General features: G+C 36.0%; 20 protein-coding genes. 14 read left to right on the top strand and 6 right to left on the bottom strand.

Annotation, left to right across the window (positions count from 1 at the left end; all coding sequences use genetic code 11):
* Nucleotides 1-100: 100 nt before the first annotated feature.
* From MKX37_RS04350 to MKX37_RS04370, 5 genes are all read left to right on the top strand, one after another.
* Nucleotides 101-1,861: an ABC transporter ATP-binding protein gene (locus MKX37_RS04350; RefSeq protein WP_002063973.1), complete on the top strand. Its 1,761-nt coding sequence runs from the start codon at nucleotides 101-103 to the stop codon at nucleotides 1,859-1,861.
* Nucleotides 1,858-3,858 (top strand): ABC transporter ATP-binding protein, encoded by a 2,001-nt coding sequence (locus MKX37_RS04355; protein ID WP_002140515.1) that lies wholly within the window; start codon nucleotides 1,858-1,860, stop codon nucleotides 3,856-3,858. The genes MKX37_RS04350 and MKX37_RS04355 overlap by 4 nt, the downstream gene beginning before the upstream one ends.
* 303 nt (nucleotides 3,859-4,161) lie before the next feature.
* Entirely contained in the window at nucleotides 4,162-4,959 is a 798-nt protein-coding gene (locus MKX37_RS04360; RefSeq protein WP_002010840.1) for an amino acid ABC transporter substrate-binding protein, read from the top strand.
* The gene (locus tag MKX37_RS04365; RefSeq protein WP_033706449.1) at nucleotides 4,946-5,644 is read left to right on the top strand and encodes an amino acid ABC transporter permease; all 699 of its coding nucleotides are present in this window, start codon (nucleotides 4,946-4,948) and stop codon (nucleotides 5,642-5,644) included. Before MKX37_RS04360 ends, MKX37_RS04365 begins: the two co-directional genes overlap by 14 nt.
* Before the next feature lie 28 nt (nucleotides 5,645-5,672).
* Complete coding sequence (locus tag MKX37_RS04370; RefSeq protein WP_002010843.1) at nucleotides 5,673-6,407, top strand: amino acid ABC transporter ATP-binding protein; 735 nt, start codon at nucleotides 5,673-5,675, stop codon at nucleotides 6,405-6,407.
* A gap of 51 nt (nucleotides 6,408-6,458) precedes the next feature.
* On the opposite strand, the gene sasP is transcribed toward MKX37_RS04370, so the two are convergent.
* Complete coding sequence (sasP, locus tag MKX37_RS04375; RefSeq protein WP_000013349.1) at nucleotides 6,459-6,662, bottom strand: small acid-soluble spore protein, SasP family; 204 nt, start codon at nucleotides 6,660-6,662, stop codon at nucleotides 6,459-6,461.
* A gap of 652 nt (nucleotides 6,663-7,314) precedes the next feature.
* On the opposite strand from sasP, the gene MKX37_RS04380 reads away from it, so the two are divergent.
* Nucleotides 7,315-7,560: a hypothetical protein gene (locus MKX37_RS04380; protein WP_002186650.1), complete on the top strand. Its 246-nt coding sequence runs from the start codon at nucleotides 7,315-7,317 to the stop codon at nucleotides 7,558-7,560.
* Nucleotides 7,561-7,576: 16 nt separating this feature from the next.
* Here MKX37_RS04380 and MKX37_RS04385 read toward each other — a convergent pair whose 3' ends face one another.
* The gene (locus tag MKX37_RS04385) at nucleotides 7,577-9,037 is read right to left on the bottom strand and encodes a YheC/YheD family endospore coat-associated protein (RefSeq protein WP_002125506.1); all 1,461 of its coding nucleotides are present in this window, start codon (nucleotides 9,035-9,037) and stop codon (nucleotides 7,577-7,579) included.
* A gap of 19 nt (nucleotides 9,038-9,056) precedes the next feature.
* Nucleotides 9,057-10,109 (bottom strand): YheC/YheD family protein, encoded by a 1,053-nt coding sequence (locus MKX37_RS04390; protein WP_002010850.1) that lies wholly within the window; start codon nucleotides 10,107-10,109, stop codon nucleotides 9,057-9,059.
* Between the two features lie 125 nt (nucleotides 10,110-10,234).
* Here MKX37_RS04390 and MKX37_RS04395 point away from each other — a divergent pair, with 125 nt between their 5' ends.
* Both MKX37_RS04395 and MKX37_RS04400 read left to right on the top strand, forming a co-directional pair.
* Nucleotides 10,235-11,380 (top strand): DUF445 domain-containing protein, encoded by a 1,146-nt coding sequence (locus tag MKX37_RS04395; protein ID WP_002125510.1) that lies wholly within the window; start codon nucleotides 10,235-10,237, stop codon nucleotides 11,378-11,380.
* 143 nt (nucleotides 11,381-11,523) lie between these two features.
* Nucleotides 11,524-11,877 carry a YlbF/YmcA family competence regulator gene (locus MKX37_RS04400; protein WP_002125511.1) on the top strand — a complete coding sequence of 118 codons (354 nt, stop codon included), beginning with the start codon at nucleotides 11,524-11,526 and terminating at the stop codon, nucleotides 11,875-11,877.
* A 153-nt stretch (nucleotides 11,878-12,030) separates the two neighbouring features.
* Here MKX37_RS04400 and MKX37_RS04405 read toward each other — a convergent pair whose 3' ends face one another.
* Together MKX37_RS04405 and MKX37_RS04410 are read right to left on the bottom strand one after the other, a co-directional pair.
* Nucleotides 12,031-12,627, bottom strand: a complete 597-nt coding sequence (locus MKX37_RS04405; protein WP_002169078.1) for an NDxxF motif lipoprotein — start codon at nucleotides 12,625-12,627, stop codon at nucleotides 12,031-12,033.
* A gap of 21 nt (nucleotides 12,628-12,648) precedes the next feature.
* On the bottom strand, nucleotides 12,649-13,209 hold the full coding sequence (locus tag MKX37_RS04410; RefSeq protein WP_078422170.1) for an HAAS signaling domain-containing protein: 561 nt from the start codon (nucleotides 13,207-13,209) through the stop codon (nucleotides 12,649-12,651).
* Between the two features lie 400 nt (nucleotides 13,210-13,609).
* Between MKX37_RS04410 and alsS the strand changes: the two genes are divergently transcribed.
* The 4 genes from alsS to MKX37_RS04430 all read left to right on the top strand — a co-directional run bounded on the left by alsS (nucleotide 13,610) and on the right by MKX37_RS04430 (nucleotide 18,532).
* Complete coding sequence (gene alsS / locus MKX37_RS04415) at nucleotides 13,610-15,298, top strand: acetolactate synthase AlsS (protein ID WP_002125517.1); 1,689 nt, start codon at nucleotides 13,610-13,612, stop codon at nucleotides 15,296-15,298.
* 16 nt (nucleotides 15,299-15,314) lie between these two features.
* Nucleotides 15,315-16,073 (top strand): alpha-acetolactate decarboxylase, encoded by a 759-nt coding sequence (gene alsD, locus MKX37_RS04420; RefSeq protein ID WP_002125519.1) that lies wholly within the window; start codon nucleotides 15,315-15,317, stop codon nucleotides 16,071-16,073.
* A 219-nt stretch (nucleotides 16,074-16,292) separates the two neighbouring features.
* Nucleotides 16,293-17,372, top strand: a complete 1,080-nt coding sequence (locus MKX37_RS04425; RefSeq protein ID WP_002140529.1) for a glycosyltransferase — start codon at nucleotides 16,293-16,295, stop codon at nucleotides 17,370-17,372.
* Between the two features lie 50 nt (nucleotides 17,373-17,422).
* On the top strand, nucleotides 17,423-18,532 hold the full coding sequence (locus MKX37_RS04430) for a glycosyltransferase (RefSeq protein WP_002125521.1): 1,110 nt from the start codon (nucleotides 17,423-17,425) through the stop codon (nucleotides 18,530-18,532).
* Nucleotides 18,533-18,711: 179 nt separating this feature from the next.
* Here the strand turns inward: MKX37_RS04430 and MKX37_RS04435 are convergent, their stop codons facing one another.
* On the bottom strand, nucleotides 18,712-19,326 hold the full coding sequence (locus MKX37_RS04435) for a DNA-3-methyladenine glycosylase (protein WP_002186642.1): 615 nt from the start codon (nucleotides 19,324-19,326) through the stop codon (nucleotides 18,712-18,714).
* 134 nt (nucleotides 19,327-19,460) lie between these two features.
* Between MKX37_RS04435 and MKX37_RS04440 the strand changes: the two genes are divergently transcribed.
* Both MKX37_RS04440 and MKX37_RS04445 read left to right on the top strand, forming a co-directional pair.
* On the top strand, nucleotides 19,461-20,333 hold the full coding sequence (locus MKX37_RS04440; protein WP_000640394.1) for a Cof-type HAD-IIB family hydrolase: 873 nt from the start codon (nucleotides 19,461-19,463) through the stop codon (nucleotides 20,331-20,333).
* 421 nt (nucleotides 20,334-20,754) lie between these two features.
* Entirely contained in the window at nucleotides 20,755-24,762 is a 4,008-nt protein-coding gene (locus MKX37_RS04445; protein WP_341088772.1) for a SpaA isopeptide-forming pilin-related protein, read from the top strand.
* The last annotated feature ends 83 nt before the right edge of the window (nucleotides 24,763-24,845 follow it).

A 24,845-nucleotide genomic window follows, 5' to 3' on the forward strand; every position in this document is an offset into this window, starting at 1 on the left:
ATGTGATGAAATTGTATGGCTTACGAAATGTAAATGTGATGGGTTTAGATAGCGGGTAAAGAAATGTGAATCAAACGGGAACGAGAAAGGGGAGGTTATATTGTTTTCAGTATTACTAAAGTTAAGCTGGTTTTTTAGAGAGCATTGGAAAAGGTATAGTATCGCAATTGGGGTACTTTTAATTGTAAACGTGATAGAGGTAATTCCACCGAAAGTGTTAGGAATTACAATTGATAATATTAAAACGGGAGCCTTAACGAATGAGGCGATTATGCAATATATTTTTATTTTACTTGGGGTAACGATTGGTGGGTATGTGCTTACTTTCATTTGGCAGCACCAACTATTTGGCGGTGCGTTCGTACTTGAGAAAACGATGCGTTCAAAATTTATGGGGCATTTACTTAAGATGACACCGACGTTTTATCAAAAAAATCGTACTGGCGATTTAATGGCGAGAGCGACAAATGATTTAAAAGCAATCTCCATGACAGCTGGTTTTGGTATATTAACGCTCGTTGATTCTAGTCTATATATGCTTACAATCGTTTGTATGATGGGCTTCTCAATTAGTTGGCAGTTAACATTTGCTGCGCTTATACCGCTTCCGATTATGGCATATGCGATGAATAGATACGGAAAGAAGTTGCATGAAAGATTTACAGTCGCGCAAGATGCGTTCGGGGATATGAACGATAAAGTACTTGAATCAATTGCGGGTGTACGCGTTATTCGTGCGTATGTACAGGAGAACGCTGATCAAGAAAGGTTTCATCATTTAGGAGATGACGTATACGAGAAAAATATGAGAGTAGCAAGAATCGATGCATTATTCCAGCCAACTGTAAAAATGCTCGTCGGTCTTAGTTATTTAATTGGTTTAGTGTACGGTGCATATCTCGTATTCCAATCAAAGGTGACACTTGGTGAGCTCGTTTCTTTTAACGTCTATTTAGGGATGATGATTTGGCCGATGTTTGCAATTGGTGAATTGATTAATGTTATGCAAAGAGGAAATGCGTCGCTCGACCGTGTAAATGAAACGTTAGCTTATGAACCGGATGTAAAGAATCCGAAAGATCCAAAGGTTGTACAAGAGCCAGATTACATTCAATTTGATAATGTTACTTTTTCATATCCTTCATCAATTGAAACAAATTTAAAAAATGTTTCATTCTCATTAAAACAAGGAGAGACACTTGGAGTTGTTGGGAAAACAGGAAGCGGGAAAACGACGCTCGTTCGTCAGCTTCTTCGTCAATATCCACTTGGGGAAGGGGATATTGCGGTTTCTGATGTGAAGCTAGATAAAATTACGAATGATAACGTACTTGGCTGGATTGGGTATGTACCTCAGGAACACATTTTGTTCTCAAAAACAGCGAAGGAAAATATTTTATTCGGAAATAGAGAAGCGACTGAAGAAGAACTTGAAAAAGCGATTGAAATAGCTGCGTTTAAAAAGGATTTAGAGTTTTTACCGGAAGGTTTAGAAACGCTCGTTGGAGAGAAAGGTGTTTCTTTATCAGGTGGGCAAAAGCAAAGGATTTCGATTGCGAGGGCTGTTATTCAAAATCCGGAAATTTTAATTTTGGACGATTCTTTATCAGCTGTTGATGCTCGTACTGAAGCGGCAATTATTGAAAACATACGAACAGAAAGAAGCGGGAAGACGACGATTATAACAACGCATCGTTTGTCAGCAGTGCAGCATGCTGATTGGATTCTCGTTATGGATAACGGTGAGGTTATTGAAGAAGGTTCGCATGAAGCGCTCGTTCGAAATGGGGGCTGGTATGCAGAGCAGTTCGAAAGACAACAAGGTGAAAGTGAAAGTACGGATAGTGGGGTGAAAATATGAGTGTTTCAAAACGATTGTTTCAATACGCGATGAAAGTAAAAGGGCCGATTTTTGCAGCGATGGCGATGCTATTTGTTTTCGTTATTGCAGAACTCGCGGGTCCTTTCGTCGCAAAAACGATGATCGATGAGCATATCGTTGGAATAGAGAGACCCTGGTATGAAACAGAAAAGAGTGAGGATGCTGTTTCATATAATGGCGCCTTTTATAAGCGAAGTGATCGCTTTGAACAAGGTGAGCAAAAAGGGAAAGAAGTCCGAGTGATTCAAGTTGGTTTTCAGTACTATTTTGTACCGAATAAAATAACGCTTGAAGGAACTCGTTCTGTTAAGGGTGATGTGCTTACAGTACAAAGTGGTAAGGCAGTGCAAGTGTATAAATCGAAAGCCTTAACGAAAGAAGAGGTATTTGCGTTTTATAAACCAGAAATAAATAGGTTATTACTACTTGGCGGTGGGTATTTCGCTTTATTAGTAGTCGTATCATTATTTGCATACGGAAAGCAGTTCTTCTTACAGAAGGCGGCAAACAAAATTATTCAAATTATGAGGGAAGACGTCTTTTCCCATATTCAAACGTTGCCAATTCGTTATTTTGACCATTTACCAGCAGGGAAAATTGTATCGCGTGTAACGAATGATACAGAAGCGATTCGTGATTTATATGTAACAGTGCTTGCGACATTCGTCTCTAGTATCATCTATATTATCGGGATTTTCGCTGCGCTATTTTTACTTGATGTAAAACTGGCGGCACTATGCTTGCTCATCATCCCAATTTTAATTGTTTGGGCGATTATGTATAGAAAGTATGCGTCTGTATACAATCATAAAATGCGTTCGCGTTTATCGGATATTAACGGAACAGTGAATGAATCAATTCAAGGGATGCCAATTATTCAAGCATTTCGTCAAGAACATGAAACGAAGAAGGAATTTGAAGAGTTAAATGGTGATTATTTTAAATATCAAAATAAAATTTTAAATTTAAATGCAGCAACTTCGCATAATTTAGTGTCTGTATTAAGAAACATCGCTTTTACAGGTGTAATTTGGTATTTCGGTGGTGCTTCATTAAGTGCTTCTGGCCTCCTTTCTCTAGGGATACTGTATGCTTTCGTCGATTATTTAACGAGATTGTTCTCGCCAATTACGAACATGGTGAACCAACTTGCTAACTTAGAGCAATCGCGTGTTGCATCAGAGCGCGTCTTTGAATTGCTAGAGGAAAAGGGAGAGGCAGTAGAAGAAGAACGTATGCCTCGCTTAACCGGAAATGTGAAATTCGATAATGTTTCGTTTTCTTACAATGGAAAAGATGAAGTATTAAAAAATATTTCTTTTGAAGCGAAACAAGGGGAGACAGTGGCACTTGTCGGTCATACTGGATCAGGAAAAAGTTCCATTATGAATGTGCTCTTTCAGTTTTATGAATTTCAAAAAGGGAAGCTTACGATTGATGGTCATGATGTAACAGAGATGCCGAAACAAGCAACACGTGAACATATGGGAATTGTATTGCAAGATCCGTTTTTATTTAGCGGGACAGTGGCATCCAATGTAAGCTTAGAAAATGAAAAAATTTCAAAAGATCGCATCGTGAAGGCGTTACGTGATGTTGGTGCGGAAAGGTTTGCGAACAATATAGATGAAAAAATTACGGAGAAAGGAAGTACACTTTCAACCGGAGAACGTCAGCTTATATCGTTTGCTAGGGCACTTGCTTTTGATCCTGCTATTTTAATTTTAGATGAAGCGACTTCCAGTATTGATACAGAAACAGAAGCGATGATTCAACAAGCGCTAGAAGTTGTGAAGAAAGGACGAACGACGTTTATTATCGCTCATCGTCTTTCAACAATTAAGAGCGCTGATCAAATTATTGTGCTTGATAGAGGAACGATTTTGGAAAAAGGTTCCCATGATGAATTAATGAAAAAGCGCGGGCGTTATTACGATATGTATAAAACGCAAATGGAAGGAAACCAGAGTGCTTAATTTTTAGAAGAACTTGCGATTTTCGCAAGTTCTTTTTTGATCGGATTGTCCGCTTAGAAGTTAATATATTTCACCGGCTGAAAAACTTATAAATAAGTAGGTATTGTTTTACCTTTTTCTTTATAAATGCTATATTAAAAAATGTTACTTATTTTTTGTATGTAGCGCTATTTTTCCATTTTGTTTGATTATGAAGAAAAAGGTTAAACTAAATAAGAACATTTTCATTGAAAAATTGTTCGAAATTGCATACAATCAATATAGTTTTTAAATTCCTATCAGAATACTTGGAGGACTACTATCATGAAAAAATTATTTTCAGTGCTTGCAGTAACTACATTAGCGATTGGGATTGTAGCGGGCTGCGGTAAAGAAGAGAAAAAAGATACAGCTAATCAAGATGCATTACAGAAGATAAAACAAAGCGGTGAGCTTGTAATTGGTACAGAAGGTACATATCCACCATTTACGTTCCACGATACAAACGATAAATTAACTGGGTTTGACGTTGAATTAGCAGAAGAAGTTGCAAAACGTTTAGGTGTAAAGCCTGTATTTAAAGAAACACAATGGGATAGCTTACTTGCAGGAATAGATGCAAAACGTTTCGACATGGTTGCGAACGAAGTTGGTATTCGTGAAGATCGCCAAAAGAAATATGACTTCTCTAGTCCATACATTTCTTCTTCAGCAGCATTAGTTGTTGCGAAAGATAAAGATAAACCTGCTACATTTGCTGACGTAAAAGGATTAAAAGCAGCGCAATCTTTAACGAGTAACTACGCAGATATTGCTAAGAAAAATGGTGCGGAAATCACAGGTGTAGAAGGATTTAGCCAAGCAGCAGAATTATTAAGTTCTGGCCGCGTTGATTTTACAATCAATGATAAATTATCAGTGTTAAACTATTTAGAAACGAAAAAAGATGCAAAAATTAAAATTGTAGATACAGAAAAAGAAGCGTCACAAAGTGGATTCTTATTCCGTAAAGGTAGCGACAAACTTGTACAAGAAGTAAATAAAGCGTTAGAAGATATGAAAAAAGATGGTACGTACGATAAAATAACGAAAAAATGGTTCGGTGAAAATGTATCTAAGTAGCGCATTGATGTCAGATCGATTGTCTACTTGGATAGATATTATGCAGACTTCCTTCGCGCCTATGCTGAAGGAAGCTGTCTTTACGACAATTCCGTTAACGCTTATTACATTTATTATCGGTATTATACTTGCGACATTAACAGCGCTCGCACGTATTTCAGGTAGTCGTATTTTACAATGGATTGCTCGTATCTATGTATCTATCATTCGCGGAACGCCACTTCTTGTACAGTTATTTATTATTTTCTATGGTCTTCCAACTCTTAATATTGAAGTTGAGCCATATACAGCAGCAGTTATTGGATTTTCATTAAATGTAGGTGCATATGCATCTGAAATTATTCGTGCTTCTATCCTTTCAATCCCGAAAGGACAGTGGGAAGCGGCTTACACAATTGGGATGACATACCCGCAAGCATTGAAACGTGTTATTTTACCACAAGCAACACGCGTATCAATTCCGCCGCTTTCGAATACATTTATTAGTTTAGTGAAGGATACGTCATTAGCGTCGTTAATTTTAGTAACAGAAATGTTCCGAAAAGCGCAGGAAATTGCGGCAATGAACTATGAGTTTTTAATTGTTTATTTTGAAGCAGGTCTAATTTATTGGGTAATTTGCTTCTTATTATCTATCGTGCAACAAATATTAGAAAAACGTTCAGAACGTTATACTCTAAAATAACCCTTTCATAAAAGGAGTTTTTGTTTTTATGATTTCAATTCAACATTTACAAAAAAGTTTCGGAGATAATACCGTATTAAAACATATAGACTTATCAGTTGAGAAGGGCGAAGTGGTTGTTATTATCGGGCCATCTGGATCTGGTAAGACGACATTCTTACGTTGTCTCAACGTGTTAGAAACGCCGAACGCTGGTAACATTCGTATCGGCAATAAAGAGCTCGATTTCTCTCAAAAAGTATCGAAGAAAGATATTGTAAATCTTCGTACGCAAACAGGTATGGTATTCCAGCACCATAATCTATTTCCTCATTTAACAGCAATTCACAATGTAATGGAAGGGCTCGTTACAGTGAAAAAGATGGGGAAAGAAGAAGCGAAGAAAAAAGCAAACTATTTCCTTGAAAAAGTTGGTCTTGCGGATAAAGTAGACTTATATCCGTTCCAATTATCAGGTGGACAACAACAGCGCGTTGGAATCGCTCGTGCGCTTGCGATGGAGCCGGAAGTTTTACTATTTGATGAGCCAACGTCAGCACTTGATCCTGAGCTAGTTCAAGAAGTTTTAAAGGTTATGAAAGAACTTGCTAAAGAAGGAATGACGATGGTCATTGTAACGCATGAAATGCGCTTTGCTCATCAAATTGCGAACCGTGTTATTTTCATGGATGGCGGTGTCGTTGTCGAACAAGGTACACCGGAAGATGTATTTACAAATCCAAAAGAAGAACGAACGAAGAAGTTTTTACAAATGTTGCAATAAATTAAGGAAGGTCTCAGGGCATATGCCCTGAGACCTTTTTGCCATATATATTTATTTTTGGAATCCGCCAAGGCTTTGCTCAGCCATTGCAACTAAACGTTTTGTAATTTCTCCACCAACAGAACCGTTAGCGCGAGCCGTAGAATCTGCTCCTAATTGTACACCAAATTCTTGAGCGATTTCGTACTTCATTTGATCGATTGCTGCTGTTGCACCTGGTACTACTAATTGATTGTAAGAACTTTGGTTTGCCATAGGAATATATCCTCCTTAGAGTTATAAAAATTTTTTTGGTTGGACTAGCTGGATTTGAACCAGATTATCGCCCCGTTTGGCGCTAATCCATCGGTAATTAAGTTTGTACTCATAGTATGGATGTTACCTAGAAAGATATACAAAAAAATAATTTGTAAATTTTGTAAAAAATATTTCATCATTTCGTAAATTATGAAATAAGAGTAATCGTTGTATTTTTAAGAAAGAAGGCTAAACTAAGAGCGAAATCATATGCGTTTTTTTCTTTGTATAACCAGCTTGGCTTACTTAACTTATGATTTGTTAAAGTGAGACAAATTCCAGTTTAGTAAAATGAAAATTAAATCGGGAGCAACTGCATAGTTCTGTTTTAACCCAGGGTGGGCAGAAAAAGGAACTGACCGCGTCTATGCACGGCTAGATGCTCTCTTTAATCTAAAAAAGAGGCTTTTAAACGAAAATGTAATTAAAGTGAGAAAAATTAAAGCTTAGTAAAATGAAAATTAAATCGGGAGCAACTGCATAGTTCTTTTTTAACCCAGGGTGGGGCAGAAAAAGGAACTGACCGCGTCTATGCACGGCTAGATGCTCTCTTCAATCTAAAAAAGGGCTTTTTAATTGTTTTTAAACGATAACGTATGGAGGAATCATGATGGGAATTTGCCCGCTTTGCAACGCGCTAGAATTACAAACATATTCTTGTCAAAATTGCCAAGGTATACTCCAAGATTATGGGAAAACTGTAGATTACATAGACGATTACAGTGCATATATGGATCAAGAATTATTAAGTGCAGTAGACGGTTTAACACATAATAATTCACAGGAGTATTGCAATCATGTTTTTTATTGCGGAGTATGTAATGTGGAAACAGAAGTTGTAGTGAAGCTCGTTTAAATAAAAAACTTCCACCTTATGAAGGAGGTGGAAGTTTTTGTTTTTGTATTTGTGAGTTAATCATAGGGGAAGGGATGTTTTCGGTATGTGACGAAGGACCTGATTTTATTTGTGACATTTTTTCTTTCGTGTCGCGCAAAGAGTGTTCAGTTAAATAGATGGCATATTCATAAAATAATTGGCGCGTAAGTTCACTTTGTTCTTTTAACTTTTCATCTTGGAATACAGTTCGCCCCGGTTTAGAATTTGCTTCAAATAGCCACGGGTTTTCCGTGGTGTCTAAACCAATGTCAAAACCAATTTCTCCAATGTTCCCGGTTACTTGCCCATCAAGTGCATAACTGATTTGTAACGCTGTTTGTTTTAGTTTATTTTCAATTTGAACTTGCTTTGTTGAATCAGGAAATAGTTCCTGAAGTAATTTCGTATCACCGCCGCTATTTACATGAGTTGTTAAGCTACCTTTGCCGGCGATTTTTGCGACGATTGCACTGACTACCCAATTACCAAAATGGTTTTTATTTGTATGAATGCGAAAATCGACGGGTTGCCCTTCGAAGCGGAGCAGTGAGATACCTTGTTGTACGATAAACTTTTTTAAATCATGTCCTTTTAACACATGGTTAAGAAGGGCTTCTAATGATTGATACTTTCTTAGTTTGTTTTGTTCATTTTCACGATAACGACAATAGTAGCAATTATCAGTTTGAGAATAGAGTATTTGATGAATATTTCTTCCGAAGCTACCGTGTATTGGTTTCATATAAATGTACTTATACGTACCGAGAAGTCGTTCTACTTGTTCAAAATGTTGAAATACTTCTGTATTTGGTAAGAATGGTTTAATTGAATCTTCTTTCATTAAAAGTTGATGCACTTCCCATTTATTGAAAAATCCCGGATTAAACCACGGAATCCCATAGTCGCTTTCTAAACGTTTTTTTGCTCTTACGATAGGTTTGTAATTTTCTGCTTGCCGATTTGGTAATCGGTCGTAAATGACATTTGGTAAAGGGACTTTGTTTTTTACCCATTTTCCTTCTTGAAAGAAGTACCCTTCAATTGTTTCCTCTTCCCAGTTTATATGTTGAATGCCAAAGACAAATACAAATGGCTGCAATGTGAATGGTGGTGTTAATAACTCACTGAGAGAGATGGAACGACTTCCTAAAGGAGAATTAGAATCATCGTTAAAGCCAGTTGTGAAAATCCCGATTAATGGGCCGAAAACAATGATTTGATTGTGTAAGAAGGCATGGATTGTTGCTGAATGCGGTAGTAAAAGATCGGCTGCAATCTGTTCGCCAATAATAATTTCTCGCGTGAATGAATAATGAATTTTAATATTCTCACATGTAATATAACGTAAGCCAAAGAAAAAGGATGTAATTGGTGGTGTAATAGAAAAAACGTAAGGTAAAGTAATACTATTTGGATGCTCATCTGAAATACTTAATGTATATATGTGCTCTTTCAACGGGGATTTCCTCCTTTCGTTATGGTGTAAATCGGCTAAACTTTAATGGACCATGAAAAATTTGTTCAGCCAGTTCGTCGTTGTACCTAGTATAAACATCGTAAGATGGCATCGTATTGACGTACATAAGCCAAATGGCACCTTTTTGATCCATAATGGTAGAAAGCTCTAGTTCAAATAATGAAGAATAGGACTGATCGAGTGTTTTAAACACTTCATTTACAACATCATGTAAAGCATCTTTTAATAATTGAACGCCAGTTGGAGAAAGTAAATATTTAATTTTAGAAAATGGATGTAACATAGAACGTTCTGTTGCTGAAAGTAAAAATTGTGCTGGGAATGAAGATTTTTGTATAAATTGACCGAGCACTTTCCAATTCTGTTCTTTATTTTTTTGCATAATGGTTCGAATATGAATCGGATATGATAGTTGATTTGGAGGTTGTAACATTGGATGAATCATATAACGGAATGAGTGTATGTTCGATTTGCACCATGATATAAATTTATCTGTTCGTTTGAATTGAGTAGAAGTATGATGTTGTTCATTTATTGTATCGATATGAAATGTTTTATTTTTGTAAGTGGCCCGATATAAATTTTCATTGGAGTGTATATTGATTGGTCTTATAATAATATCTCTTGTTTCTAGTAGTAATTTAAAAATTCCTTGTACTGTTCCTTTTATTATTTTTGGTACGTAAGGGGAAAGACGTTTATTAGTAAGAAAAAGATTGTGTAAATCGCTTGGGTTAATAAGTGTGTTGTTTAAAAAGGTAGTGGAAGAACGTTTGTGTAATGAATGAATAATCGCATTTGCTTGTTGGAATTCCTCATCCTCTTTGAAATGACAACGATCATATATATATGAAGGAATGGGAAAGGTTTGATCTATCCAATTTCCTGTATCTGTATCGTAAATAAGACCAGAAACAAGATCTGTCTTTGAATCAATGCTAAACGGTGTGAATTGGGCAACGACGTTATGATAAAGACGAGCTCGCTTAGCGATTTCGGTGTAATACGTTTGCTCGTGATGGAGCCCGGAAGTTAAAAGACCAAGAACCAACGAAATCACTCCTTTAGTAATAAGATGTTTGCATTATAGGCGGAGCTATATATTGCAAATACGTTTTTATACCATTATACTTTTGTCCGTATGATGATATGCTATAGTTTTGGAGAAGTGAAAGGTTGATTGTGATGAATATATGGTTAAATATGTTAATGACGACAGGGCTCGGGGCAATTATTGGAGGATACACAAATCATTTAGCGATAAAAATGTTATTTCGTCCTCATCGTCCGATTTATATTGGGAAGTTTCAGGTTCCATTTACGCCAGGGTTAATTCCGAAGCGCCGCGATGAGCTTGCTGTTCAATTAGGTAAAATGGTTGTAGACCATTTGTTAACACCAGAAGGAATCGGAAAAAAACTAACAAATAAAGATTTTCAAACCAGTTTAATTCGCTGGACACAAGTGGAAGTTGATAAAGTAATTACAAATGAACAGTCGTTACGGGATATGTTAGAAAAATGGAATTTAGAACATGTAGAAGAAGAGGCGATCGGGAAAATCGAACATGTTATTACAGAAAAAATTCATGCATTTTTAGCAGAGTACTATACATATACATGGGAACAGGCGTTACCTCATTCTGTTCATGAAAAAGTAGAGAATGCGATTCCGAATGTAGCATCTTTTATTTTAAAAAGAGGAATTAGCTTTTTGGAAAGTGAAGAAGGAAAGGAACGCCTTTCAAAAATGATTGATGACTTTTTCGCTTCCAGGGGAACGCTGCTTAACTTAGTTGGTATGTTTTTAGGGAATGTAAGTTTAGTTGATCGCGTGCAGCCGGAAGTCATTAAGTTTTTAGGACAAGATGGAACAGAGCGTCTGTTAACTGATGTACTGCAAAAAGAGTGGGAAAAGTTAAAAGGAAGAGACGTAAAAGAATTAGAAACGTTCGTAGAGAAAGAAATGATTGTGAACTCCATATTGTCAGCGGTTAAAGTAGAGGAAACAGTGAGTAGATTTTTAAATCAGTCTGTTCAGCAAGTATGTGAGCCAGTGCGAGAAACAATCGTTGGAAAAGTGGTCCCTAGCGCAGTAGAGAAAGGCTTGAAGTGGGGGACAGAAAATGTGGGAAGTATATTGGGAAATCTACAGCTTGCGGAAATTGTCCAGCAAGAAGTATCTACATTTTCAACAGAGAGACTAGAAGATCTCGTATTGTCCATTACAAAAAATGAGTTAAAAATGATTACATATTTAGGGGCGTTATTAGGAGGAACAATTGGATTTATTCAAGGGTTGTTACTCTTGTTCCTTAAGTAATAAAGATGGGTGCATAGAAATAAAAGTGAAATTTCTTCCCATCTCTTGCATAGTTTGATATGGTAGGAAGAGGTGCGTATGTAAATGCACTTAAAAGGCAGTGCGAGCGAAAAGCGCTAGCCTTCTAAAGGAGGAAAAATAAAATGACAAAAAACATTCATGATGTTGCATATGAATTACAAAAAACAATCGCTGAAAACGAAGATTTCCAAACATTAAAAGCAAGCTACGCAGCAGTACAAGGAGATGCAGAGTCAAAGAACTTATTCGAAGAGTTCCGCGCGATGCAACTTGGCTTACAACAAAAAATGATGCAAGGCCAAGAAATCACTGAAGAAGACAACCAAAAAGCACAAGAAGTTGTAGCTCGCATTCAACAAGATGCAAAAATCACAAAGTTAATGGAAACTGAGCAACGTTTAAACATCGTTATCACTGACGTTAACAAAATTATCATGAAGCCACTTGAAGAATTATATAGCGCGCAACAAGCGTAATGATAGAAGACGCTCCTAGTATGGGGGCGTTTTTTTGTGTAGGAAATTTGATAGTCCTTCCACAAAAAAATCCCCTTCAAAATAGCCATGTGTTAGTGACTGTTTTGAAGGGGATATATGATGTATCTTTCAATTTCTCTTTTACATATATAATTACTTGTTGAAATACTCAGTTCTAATATTTTTTTCTTTCAAAAACTTTTCAATTTCTTTTTGCTTCCTACCATTAACTTTCTCAAAGCGTTTTGTAAAAGAAAAATCAGTTTTGAATAAGTTACCATCTTGCGCGATTTTGTCTAATTCGTGCTCTAGTTCTACTGAAAGTGCCGTAGATGCTGAAATGAATTCATACATTTCTTTCGAAGGTTTTTTGTAATCATCAGGGATCGTATTGTTACTAATAAAATCATGGAAATTCGCATCATTTTGTTGCGCTAAATCTACTAGTTGCTTTAATTTCTCTCGGTCGGATTCCGTGACATTCTCGTCAGACATAGATGATGAAAGTGGAACGATGTTTTCGTCTAACTCTCCGCTATAATCTAAATAAGTTTTTATATTTTGTTTCATTTCGTTTTCGTTAATCGTTTCATTCTTTTTTGAGGAAGTGAATATAGTTTCTGGAATTTTTATCGTTACATCTTTAATAGATTGCACATCGTTTTCTTCCTTAGGTTGTGCACTGTTTGAACAAGCTGATAGAAATAAAATTGTAAGTAACATGAGTGAATATAAAGTATATTTCTTCATTTTAATCTCCTTTTTCATTCATTAGTATCTTTGTAAAACGGCTAAATTCCATTTTAAATACTTTACTAAAAGTGAGTATACATGTTTTATCATTTGGTAAGATATTACGGATATGAGTAAGCCGATGCAAAAAGCTATGAATACATTATAGACATTGGAATAACTGATTTGATGAAACCCGTTAAAAAATCCTAACCCTATTAATAAAATAGGTGAAATGATTAAGAATGGAGTGGCAATTATAAGTGCTAGAAGAATCGGTAATAGAAAGAGTAATAAGAAAAAGGCGATAATGATAAATATAAAGTTTAAAAAACTTAAGCTCATAACAGAAAATAGTGCGGTTATCATATTTTTGAAGCTTCGTTTATTGTCCGCGTTTTGTATTGCATAGGAAACATTAAGTTCTTTAGCAATAGTTTTAGGGTCTACTAGTTTCCTGGAAATTTCTTCTTCAGATTTCCCATCCTGTTTAGCACTGATAAAATGAGTTTCATACTCTGAAATAATATCTTTCTTTTCTAAACTAGGCATATTCGGCAGGGAAGAACTAAGTTGTTCCAAAAATTCACTTTTGTTCATAACAATTACTTTCCTTTATAAAATGATGAATTACAGCTGAGAATCCTATCTTTTGAAAAGGGGGATACGAATTATAAGGTGCGTTCCAATTACTGGGTATTCCAATATTTACAAATATATCATTTAGTAGTGTTCTTTGCAAGGTACTATAATCTTATTAATACTGTGATTAGATGGAATTTTTTCGTGCATTTTTAGAGGAGATATAAAAATATTATTTTAGGATAAACAAAGGGTTGTAAGCGTATTCCTTAGAGGTTGTCAAAAAAATGTCAAATTCATATCGTTGGAAAAATAATGCATTTGTAATATAATGATAAACAATACTTCACTACGTTAATTAACTAGGTGAAATTAAAAATCTTTATTACACACATTATGAAATAAAGGGATGATTAGTTTGAGTACAGGTGTAAAAGCAAACGACGTGAAAACAAAAACAAAAGGAGCAGATCTTGTTGTTGATTGTTTAATTAAACAAGGTGTTACACATGTTTTCGGTATTCCAGGAGCGAAGATTGATTCTGTATTTGATGTACTGCAAGAAAGAGGACCAGAGTTAATTGTTTGTCGTCATGAACAAAATGCAGCATTTATGGCAGCTGCTATTGGTAGATTAACAGGGAAACCGGGCGTATGTCTTGTAACTTCAGGACCAGGGACATCAAATTTAGCGACAGGTCTTGTTACTGCGAATGCGGAGAGTGATCCCGTTGTTGCTTTAGCTGGTGCAGTTCCGCGTACAGATCGATTAAAACGTACGCATCAATCTATGGATAATGCTGCATTATTCGAACCAATCACTAAATATAGCGTAGAAGTCGAGCATCCTGATAATGTACCAGAAGCACTTACTAATGCATTTCGAAGTGCTACTTCTACAAATCCAGGAGCAACACTTGTAAGTCTTCCGCAAGACGTTATGACTGCGGAAACGACAGTAGAATCTATCGGTGCGCTTTCTAAGCCACAGCTTGGAATCGCTCCCACAAATCATATTGAATACGTAGTAGAAAAAATAAAATCAGCAAAATTACCAGTTATTTTACTCGGTATGAGAGCAAGCACCAATGAAGTAACGAAAGCAGTTCGTGAGTTAATTGCTGGTACAGAACTTCCTGTTGTTGAAACGTATCAAGCAGCTGGTGCAATTTCACGTGAGTTAGAAGATCATTTCTTCGGCCGCGTTGGATTATTCCGTAACCAACCAGGTGATATTTTACTAGAAGAAGCGGATTTTGTTTTATCTATCGGCTATGACCCAATTGAGTATGATCCGAAATTCTGGAATAAACTTGGCGATAGAACAATTATTCACCTTGATGATCACCAAGCAGATATCGACCATGATTACCAACCAGAGCGTGAATTAATTGGCGATATCGCTTTAACTGTAAATAGCATTGCGGAGAAATTACCGAAGCTTGTATTAAATACGAAATCTGAAGCAGTTTTAGAACGATTACGCTCGAAATTATCAGAGCAAGCAGAAGTTCCAAATCGTGCTTCAGAAGGTGTTACGCATCCACTTCAAGTCATTCGTACACTTCGTTCTTTAATTAGTGACGATACAACCGTTACATGTGACATCGGTTCCCATTCTATTTGGATGGCAAGATGTTTCCGTTCTTATGAACCACGTAGACTATTATTTAGTAACGGTATGCAAACGTTAGGTGTTGCACTTCCTTGGGCAATTGCTGCTACTTTAGTTGAGCCGGGTAAAAAAGTTGTTTCAGTGTCAGGTGATGGTGGTTTCTTATTCTCTTCGATGGAGTTAGAAACAGCGGTACGTTTAAATGCACCGGTTGTACATCTCGTTTGGAGAGACGGTACATATGATATGGTTGCGTTCCAACAAATGATGAAATACGGTAGAACATCAGCTACAGAGTTTGGCGATGTTGATCTTGTGAAATATGCAGAAAGTTTTGGAGCAATAGGTCTTCGTGTCAATACACCAGACGAATTAGAAGGTGTATTGAGAGAAGCGTTAGAAGCAGAAGGTCCTGTCATTATTGATATTCCAATTGACTACCGTGACAACATTAAATTAAGCGAAAAATTATTACCAAATCAATTAAACTGATGGGGGCATGAGTGAGATGACTGTTGCGCAATTAATTGATATTGATGCAAAAAGAACGAAAATGAGTAATGAAGTATATCAAACATCTACAATGCTTGCGCTATTAGATGGTATATACGATGGTGTTATTAACTTTGAGGAACTGAAAGAACGTGGTGATTTCGGCATCGGTACATTTGATCAATTAGATGGTGAAATGATTGCGTTTGATAATGAGTTTTACCATTTACGTTCAGACGGTTCAGCGGAAAAAGTAGAACCGGAAGAAACAACACCTTTTGCGACTGTAACGTTTTTTGAAAAAGAAATGAGTTATACGGTAGAGCATCCGATGAATCGTGAAGAAGTGGAAGCATTATTACATGAGTTAATGCCAAGTAAAAACTTATTTTATGGTATTCGAATGGATGGAACGTTCCGTGAAGTTAGAACGAGAACTGTTCCAAGACAAGAAAAACCGTATACGCCGCTCGTTGAAGTGACGAAATCACAACCGATTTTTTCGTTTAAAGATACAGAAGGTACGCTAGCTGGATTTTGGACACCAGATTATGCGCAAGGTATTGGTGTAGCTGGTTTCCACTTACATTATATTGATGATGAAAGAAGCGGGGGAGGACATGTTTTCGACTATGTTGTAGAAAACTGTACGATCCAAATTTGTCAAAAAGCTCATATGCATTTAGCACTTCCTGAAACAGCTGATTTTATGGCGGCGGAATTATCAAGAGAAAACTTAGAGAATGATATTGCGACCGCGGAAGGTGCGGAGTAAAAAGGAATCGAAATTATGTATTCTCTATATAAAGAACCGAAGTCTTGTTCAGGCTTCGGTTTTTTTTCATTGATTTGCAATCTTCGGGTGAAATTCCCCTATCCAATTTCACTGCACCGCCTCATTATGTTTCTTTTGTAAAATGAAAACTCAATTTTGAAGCAAAAGAAATATAAATTTCTCTCCAAACATATACATCAAAAGGATAGGGGGGATATGATGGAAAACTCCATTACTATTAGTTTATGCATGATTGTAAAAGATGAAGAACAAACTATATCAAAATGCTTAGAATCGGTTAAAAGTGTTGTGGATGAAATTATTATTGTAGATACAGGTTCCACTGATGGTACAAAAGAAATTGTGAAGAAGTACGACGCGAAAGTTTATGATTTTCAATGGATTGAAGATTTTTCAGCGGCACGAAACTTTGCGTTTTCTAAAGCTACAAAAGAATATATTCTTTGGCTAGACGCAGATGACATAATAGATACGGAAGATATAAAGAAATTGTTGCAGTTAAAACATACGTTAGATCGTAGTACGGATGCAGTATCTATGAAATATTATTTAACTTTTGATATAGAAGGAAATCCAACACATTCTTTAAGGAGATATCGATTAGTAAACAGAAGTAAAAATTTTCAATGGTATGGATTTGTTCATGAATATTTAGAGGTGTATGGAAATCTTATAAATAGTGACGTAGGGGTAAGTCATAAAAAAGAAAAAGCATATACTAATCGTAATTTGAAAATATATGAAAAACATCTTGAGAGTGGAAAAGAGTTTAGCCCCCGCGATGTGTACTATTATGCAAATGAATGTAAGGATCACAGATTATTTGATAAGGCTGTTAAGGGGTATTCTAGGTTTTTAGATGAAGAAAAGGGTTGGGTTGAAGATAACATTCAAGCATGTTTAAAAAGAGCCGAATGTTATTTAGAATTGGGGGACTTAAAAAAATCTATACAGTCTTGTTTGCAATCATTTACGTATGACACGCCTAGAGGAGAACTTTGTTGCCACTTAGGACGTGTATTTTTGCAACAAGGGGAATATTCTAAAGCGATATATTGGTACCATGCAGCAATTGACGGGCCACGACCAAAGGATTCGCCGTTTGTCCGAGAAGAGTGTCATACATGGTTGCCGCATATTCAACTATGTATTTGTTATGATCGAATAAAAGAATATGAAAAGGCAATTTATCATAACGAACAAGCTGCACTGTTCATACCTAATAATCCGAGCATTGAATATAATAGAAAATATTTTGATAGTTTATCGGAAAAATAATATTTAATAATACTAGATAATCATTTTGGCTGCTGAGAGGAGTTTGATTCATGCTCACAAGTATAATTATATTGACTCATAATCAATTACAGTATACAAAAGAATGCATCCAAAGTATTAGAACTTATACAGTGGAACAAGAGTATGAGTTAATAGTTGTGGACAACGCGTCAACAGATGGTACTGTAGAATGGTTACAAAAACAATCGGATATTATGCTAGTGGAAAATGCGGAGAATATGGGTTTTCCAAAGGGATGTAATCAGGGAATTAAAGAGGCAAAAGGTGACAATATTCTATTATTGAATAATGATGTGGTCGTAACTGAAAATTGGCTAAGCAACTTAATTCGGTGTTTATATGAAAGTAAGGATACTGGAGCGGTAGGGCCCATAACTAATAATGCCGCTTACTATACTGCTATACCAACCTTTTATAAAGATATTGAAGGAATGCAGAAGTTTGCAACTTTATATAATCAAAGTGATAAAAATAAATGGGAAGAACGTATGAAATTAATCGGATTCTGTATGCTTATAAAAAAATCAGTGTTAGATGAAGTTGGATTATTAGATGAACGATTTACACCGGGGAATTATGAAGATGATGATTTGTCACTAAGAATGTTTGAAAAAGGATATAAACTGTATTTATGTAAAGATACATTTATTCATCACTACGGAAGTGTCTCATGGAAAGAAGATAGTATGAAATTTTCTGTAGTTTTACATGCAAATAATATAAAATTGTATGAAAAATGGGGGTTTTATGGTGAAAGTTTATACATTCATTATGATTTACTAGCAATTGTAGATCGATTTGCGCCTGATCAAGTGAATATTCTTCATATAGGAGCTGGATGTGGTGCAACTTTATTAGAAATGAAAAGGCGTTACCCGGCAGTTTCCATATTTGGAGCAGAAATTAATGAAAAAGCAGCAGCTCTTGCAAATAGGGTAGCTCCTACAACTTCTGCTGAGTATGACAAGTTACATGAGGTATTTACAGATGAAAAATTCCAGTACATTTTGTTATCACATCCTATTGAGCCAGCGAAATTACCGCAGGTCATACAATCTATGTCACAACTTTTAACGCCAACAGGAACTTTCATTATGTCGAAATTCAATTTGGATAATTATTATGCATTAAAAAAATAATGCTTTTAAGATTTTCTCTTTGGAGATGAGCTGTATTTGGCAATGTTGGAGGAACAACGGTTTCTTTTATAGAAACAAAACCGAAATCCGAGCCCGGATTTCGGCTTTTCGACGTGTGATGAATTACGAAAAAAGAGCTATCCTATAAGTTGGTTTCACTTACTTATAGGATAGCTTCTTTATTTTGAAACAAACGGATGCTTTTCATAATAAAACCGCCATGGATAGTGAACGGCTTCTTCTGCATAATCAATATTAATACGAGGGCCAGCTATTATGTTATGTGTGGATGATAAATGGTCTTCTTCAGGAACTAATTCAATATGTAACGTATCACTTTGAAGTGATACGCCGCGCTCTTCTAAAGTGATTCCGAGCGCGCGGCATAGTTTTCCGGGGCCATTTGTTAAGTTTTTATACTGAGCTTTCGTAATGTCAGTTTTGTTGTAGCGCGCTAGTTTCATGTCTTCGATTCCATCTACAGGTTCAAGAGCACGAATGAGAACTCCTTGCGGGGTGCCGATTGTTGCTGTAATTACGTTAAAGCAATGATACATGCCGTAAATTAAATATACGTAAGCATGTCCTGGTGCGCCGAACATTACTTCTGTTCGATCAGTCCGTCTGCCTCCGTAACTATGAGCGGCCTTATCATCTGGACCTTTGTATGCTTCTACTTCTACAATAATTCCGCTCCGCTTTATGCCGTCTACAATATGAACGAGTTTATGTCCGAGTAACTTCTTTGCGACCACTAATGTATCGCCTTCATAAAAAGAAGGTGGTGCCTGCATTGTACTATCTCCTTTGCCAGTTGTATATGTATATAGTAAACCAAATTTTCAGTAGTAATTCTAACTCGTTCTATTTACTACATTTATTTCATAAATTATGGATAGAGTACAACAGCGAAGAGGGGGAGTGCGACATGATTTATCGCTTACTAGCTCTTAATATAGATGGGACACTACTATACAACAACGGAAAAATCGCAAAAGGGATACGAGAAACAATTGACTTTGTGAAAAGAAAAGATGTATACGTTACATTATTTACGAATCGTAATTTTCAATCTGCTCATAAAATAGCGAAGGCGTTAAAATTAGATTCTATATTAGTTACGCATGGCGGTGCTTTCGTTTCAGCATCGTTAGATAAGCCGTTCGCTCAAAGGAGATTATCTGAAGAGAAAACCTTTAATATTGTGCAAGTGTTAGAGCATTTTGATTGTAATGTTCGCATTTCTCATGAACGATATTCAATTGGGAATCGTGAGAGAAATACACCAAACTTAATTGCGCGTACTGTATTATCAAGCGCAGATCCGTTATTTTATCCAGTTCAATTTGTAGATTCGCTAGGGGATGCACTGCGTGATCATCCAGTAGCTGCGCCAAAAATTGATATTGTTTTCCATACGAAAGGTGAAAAAGAAAGAGGGATGAATACGTTAAAAAAGGCATTTCAAGATGTAGAGTACGTCGAGTGTGATGAAAGACATATAGAAATTCTCCCTCAAAATGTATCAAAACTACGTGGTTTACAATTACTTGGGGAGCATTTAAATATTAACCTTAGTGAAATGGTTGCGATTGGAGATAGCGTAGAAGACTTAGAGGTAATTGAAAATGTTGGGCTTGGGGTAGCGATGGGGAACGCTCCTGTAGAATTAAAGCAAGCGGCGGACTGGATTACACGTTCTAATACTGAGAACGGCGTAGAGTACATGATTAAAGAGCATTTTCGTAAGCAATTCCCGCTTCCTTTTTTAAAGAATCATAAACATACACCGAAACGATGAAAGAAAAACGTAGCTTTTTGGCTACGTTTTTTTGTCGACTTTATTTGAAAAGTTTAAATCAATATTCCAATAAGAAATGAAAGCGTTTCAGGCGAGGAATTGTGTCTGTAATCCATACAATTCACTTGAATACTTTAGAAAACTGTTGTAGAGTGGATGATGTTGCCAAAATAGTTACACCACATGAAATATTCTTCGAGTTAATTTTATTGAGCTCCCGTACGTAAAAACACTTCAGCATGTTAGTTTAGTTCACGTATTATCTCAAAAATGAATTGTAGTAGTTTCGCCAATTAGTTGTAGAGCTTCTTTGTTTTATTTAAATGGATTATTTGTAAATTAGTATGAATAGGTTTTAAGTACATCTGAAATGTACTTCTTGTTATAAGTTTTTGAAATTTGAAAAGGGGGAATGAATTTCTTGAGGAAATCATTAAGTCAAAAAGTAAAAAAGATATGCAGTAGTTTTATAATTATATTGTTAGTATGTATGAATTTTTTAATCCATTTACCGTATAAAGCGGAGGCAGCTACAACAGAATTAAAAGGTTTAGGCGATACATCTTATTATAACGCAATCATTTTTGGTGATCATAGTGCAACGAGTGCGGATATTGAGGGTGCGATGGCTGTTCAAAAGAACATGAACGCATCAAGTTATACAGTCGTAGCGGCTGCAACTGGAGCAAACAACTTAGCTGGAGCAACATGGAAAGATGAAGGATATCCATCATTATTACTAGGTGGTCAATTTACGAAAGCGGGAGCAGGACAAGTAATCATTCAAGATGGAACAGTGGCGATGACAAAAGATGGTGACCCAGAAGGTGCAATGAAGTCATCTTATGACCGTATCTCTTATAAAGAGCAAGCAGAGATTGATGCCAAGTTCAAAGAATTTAGAAAAGACGTTGATGGTGTAATTGGAAATGCGAGTCAATTACATACTGATAAACCAAAACCTAATATGAGTTTTGGCATCGGAGAGGATGTAAACAATCCTAATATTTATGTTTCTTCAGGCTTAACAGGAAAGAAAACATTTGATGTAAAAGATGTTTATCTTCCGAATGTAAATAACAAAGACTTTATTGTTATTTATTCAGACGCAGAAGAAGTGAATTTTGGTAGCGGTGCAATTTTGTACGATACGAAAAATACTGGGATGGCAACAGACTTAATTAATACATCACAAGCATATGATCCTAATTCACCTTTTACTGAGTTAGCTAGTAAAGTAATTTGGGCGTTTCCGAATGCTACAAAAATATCAACAAAAGGATATGGCGTAGTAGGAAGTGTATTTGCTCCAAATGCTGTTGTAGAGACAAAGGGTGGTTCTATTAATGGACAAGCCTATGTTGGGGGATTACACCAAAGAGATGGGTTTGAGGTTCACAATTTTAAATTTAACTGGCCGAAATGGAAAAATCCATCAGTTGAAAAAGGAAATTTACAAATTAAAAAAGTTGATGCAAACGATGAAAACATTGTTTTAAAAGATGCAAAATTTGATGTTATAGACAAAGACAATAATGTTGTAGCTACTGTTACAACGAATGAAAAGGGTATTGCTGAAGTCAAGGATTTACCACTTGGTGACTATTTTGTAAAAGAAATAAGTGCACCAGAAGGATATATAAAAGTTGATACACCAGTAAAAGTAACAATTAATGGTACAAACGTAATTGAAATTGTTATGAAGAATACGAAAAAAGTAGAGAATGGTCAATTTAAATTGTTGAAAAAAGATAGTGAATCTAGTCAACTTCTACCAGGTGCAAAATTTGATGTTATAGATAAAGATGGAAATGTTGTTGAAACAATTATTACAGATGGTAAAGGTGCAGCTTTATCAAAACAACTTCCAGTTGGAACATATACATTAAAAGAAGTTGAAGCACCAAAAGGTTATGAACTATCATCTAGCTCAGTTCGTGTTGATGTAGCTGCTAATAAAACAGTGACTGTAGATGTGTTGAATAAAAAAATCGCTGAAAAAGCTACAGGCCAATTTGAAATCGTAAAAGTAGATGCGAATGATAAAACGAAGCTATTATCGGACGCAGAGTTTGAAGTGTATAAAGATGGTGAAAAAATAGATACATTACGAACAGATAAAACAGGTAAAGTAATCTCTAAGAAATTAGAACCAGGAAAATACACGTTAAAAGAAACGAAAGCACCAAAAGGATATAAATTACTAAAAGAAGAAATTGAAGTCGTTGTGGAAGCAAACAAAGTAGTACAAGTACAAGTAGAAAATGCGAAAGAACTAGGAAGCTTACAAGTAATCAAAAAGGATGCAGAGAGTGGAAAAGTTCTAGAAGGCGCAGAATTCAGACTGAAAAACGAAAATGGTCAAGTAGTTGGAGCAGCGAAAACAACGAATAAAGATGGTGTTGTGACATTCGAAAACTTATTGCCAGGTAAGTATACGTTAGAAGAAACGAAAGCGCCAGAAGGCTACAAAGCGGTAGAAGTTACAGTAAAAGTAAATGTTGTAGCAAATGAAGTAGTAAAACAGGAAGTAATGAACGAAAAAGTTCTGGGTCAATTTGAAATCGTAAAAGTAGATGCGAATGATAAAACGAAGCTATTATCAGATGCAGAATTTACTGTGTATAAAGATGGTAAAAAGGTAGCAGAGTTGAAAACTGATGAGAGTGGAAAAGCGATGTTACCGAAATTACCATTAGGTGAATACACAGTGAAAGAAACGAAAGCACCAGCAGGTTACAAGATTTCAAATAAAGAATGGAAAGTAACAATTCAAAATGAGAAAGAAGTAGTAAAAGTAGAGGCAGAAAATGAAAAACTCTTGGGCTCTCTACAAATTATTAAAACAGATGATAAAGATCAAGCGGAACGTTTAGCAGGCGCAGTATTTACATTGAAAGATGCTAAAGGAAATGTTGTAAAAGAAAAAATTACAACAGATAAGTCTGGAACGGTTAAAGTAGAAGGACTAGTACCGGGTGAGTATACGTTAGAAGAAACAAAAGCACCAGAAGGTTATGAGTTAACAAAACAAGTAATTCATGTAACAGTCGACGGTGAAAAAGTTGTTGATGTAAAAGTAACGAATAGTAAGAGCCTTGGTCAATTTGAAATCGTAAAAGTAGATGCAAACGATAAAACGAAGCTTTTATCAGACGCAGAATTTGAAGTGTATAAAGATGGTAAGAAAGTAGAGATGTTACAAACAGATAAAACAGGTAAAGTCATCTCTAAGAAATTAGAACCAGGAAAATACACGTTAAAAGAAACGAAAGCACCAAAAGGATATAAATTACTAAAAGAAGAAATTGAAGTCGTTGTGGAAGCAAACAAAGTAGTACAAGTACAAGTAGAAAATGCGAAAGAACTAGGAAGCTTACAAGTAATCAAAAAGGATGCAGAGAGTGGAAAAGTTCTAGAAGGCGCAGAATTCAGACTGAAAAACGAAAATGGTCAAGTAGTTGGAGCAGCGAAAACAACGAATAAAGATGGTGTTGTGACATTCGAAAACTTATTGCCAGGTAAGTATACGTTAGAAGAAACGAAAGCGCCAGAAGGCTACAAAGCGGTAGAAGTTACAGTAAAAGTAAATGTTGTAGCAAATGAAGTAGCAAAACAAGAAGTATTGAATGAAAAAGTGAAAGAAAAAATCACAGGTCAAGTAGAAATTACAAAGATAGATGCTAATGATACAGATAAAAAATTAGAAGGTGCAGTGTTTGAAATTCTGAAAGACGGAATAAAAATAGACACATTAACATCAGATAAAAATGGTAAAGCAACTTCGAAGAAACTGGAACCAGGAGATTATGTTTTAAAAGAAGTCCAGGCTCCAGAAGGATATAATTTATCTGATAAGGGAATTGAATTTACGATTTCTAATGAGAAAGTAGAAGTTATAAAGCTTCAAATTACCAATGAAAAAGAAACAGGAAAAGGTCCAGAGAAACCAGGTGGAGAGACAGAAACACCAGGTGGAGAGACAGAAACACCAGGTGGAGAGACAGAAACACCAGGTGGAGAGACAGAAACACCAGGTGGAGAGACAGAAACACCAGGTGGAGAGACAGAAACACCAGGTGGAGAGACAGAAACACCAGGTGGAGAGACAGAAACACCAAGTGGAGAGACAGAAAAGCCAGGTGGAGAGACAGAAACACCAGGTGGAGAGACAGAAAAGCCAGGTGAAGGAGCAGAAAAACCAGGTGGGGAAACAGGAACACCAGGTGAAGGAATAGAAAAGCCAGGTGAAGGAACAGAAAGCCCAGGCGAAGAAGTAGAAAAGCCTAACTTACCAGAAAAAGAACAAGGCAGTTCTAATAATCAAAAACTTCCAGCTACAGGGCATAATACGGATTACCTTCCATTTATAGGTGTAATTCTGGTGTTATTAGGAATACGTTTAAGATTTATGATTAAAAATAGCTAATAGGTTTATAAAAGGCATAAGAGAAATGTTATCTCTTATGCCTTTAAATTTTTAATAGAAGAAATAAGGTGAAACCTTCTGTA

Source organism: Bacillus sp. FSL R5-0709, from assembly GCF_038004785.1.
Lineage (GTDB): Bacteria > Bacillota > Bacilli > Bacillales > Bacillaceae_G > Bacillus_A > Bacillus_A mycoides.

Excerpts from the sequence above, each read along its gene's own strand:
- MKX37_RS04355 (WP_002140515.1), top strand. The coding sequence starts at position 1,858 with ATGAGTGTTTCAAAACGATTGTTTCAATACGCGATGAAAGTAAAAGGG.
- MKX37_RS04360 (WP_002010840.1), top strand. The coding sequence starts at position 4,162 with ATGAAAAAATTATTTTCAGTGCTTGCAGTAACTACATTAGCGATTGGG.
- MKX37_RS04365 (WP_033706449.1), top strand. The coding sequence starts at position 4,946 with ATGTATCTAAGTAGCGCATTGATGTCAGATCGATTGTCTACTTGGATA.
- MKX37_RS04370 (WP_002010843.1), top strand. The coding sequence starts at position 5,673 with ATGATTTCAATTCAACATTTACAAAAAAGTTTCGGAGATAATACCGTA.
- sasP (WP_000013349.1), bottom strand. The coding sequence starts at position 6,662 with ATGGCAAACCAAAGTTCTTACAATCAATTAGTAGTACCAGGTGCAACA.
- MKX37_RS04380 (WP_002186650.1), top strand. The coding sequence starts at position 7,315 with ATGGGAATTTGCCCGCTTTGCAACGCGCTAGAATTACAAACATATTCT.
- MKX37_RS04400 (WP_002125511.1), top strand. The coding sequence starts at position 11,524 with ATGACAAAAAACATTCATGATGTTGCATATGAATTACAAAAAACAATC.
- MKX37_RS04405 (WP_002169078.1), bottom strand. The coding sequence starts at position 12,627 with ATGAAGAAATATACTTTATATTCACTCATGTTACTTACAATTTTATTT.
- MKX37_RS04410 (WP_078422170.1), bottom strand. The coding sequence starts at position 13,209 with ATGAACAAAAGTGAATTTTTGGAACAACTTAGTTCTTCCCTGCCGAAT.
- alsD (WP_002125519.1), top strand. The coding sequence starts at position 15,315 with ATGACTGTTGCGCAATTAATTGATATTGATGCAAAAAGAACGAAAATG.
- MKX37_RS04425 (WP_002140529.1), top strand. The coding sequence starts at position 16,293 with ATGGAAAACTCCATTACTATTAGTTTATGCATGATTGTAAAAGATGAA.
- MKX37_RS04430 (WP_002125521.1), top strand. The coding sequence starts at position 17,423 with ATGCTCACAAGTATAATTATATTGACTCATAATCAATTACAGTATACA.
- MKX37_RS04435 (WP_002186642.1), bottom strand. The coding sequence starts at position 19,326 with ATGCAGGCACCACCTTCTTTTTATGAAGGCGATACATTAGTGGTCGCA.
- MKX37_RS04440 (WP_000640394.1), top strand. The coding sequence starts at position 19,461 with ATGATTTATCGCTTACTAGCTCTTAATATAGATGGGACACTACTATAC.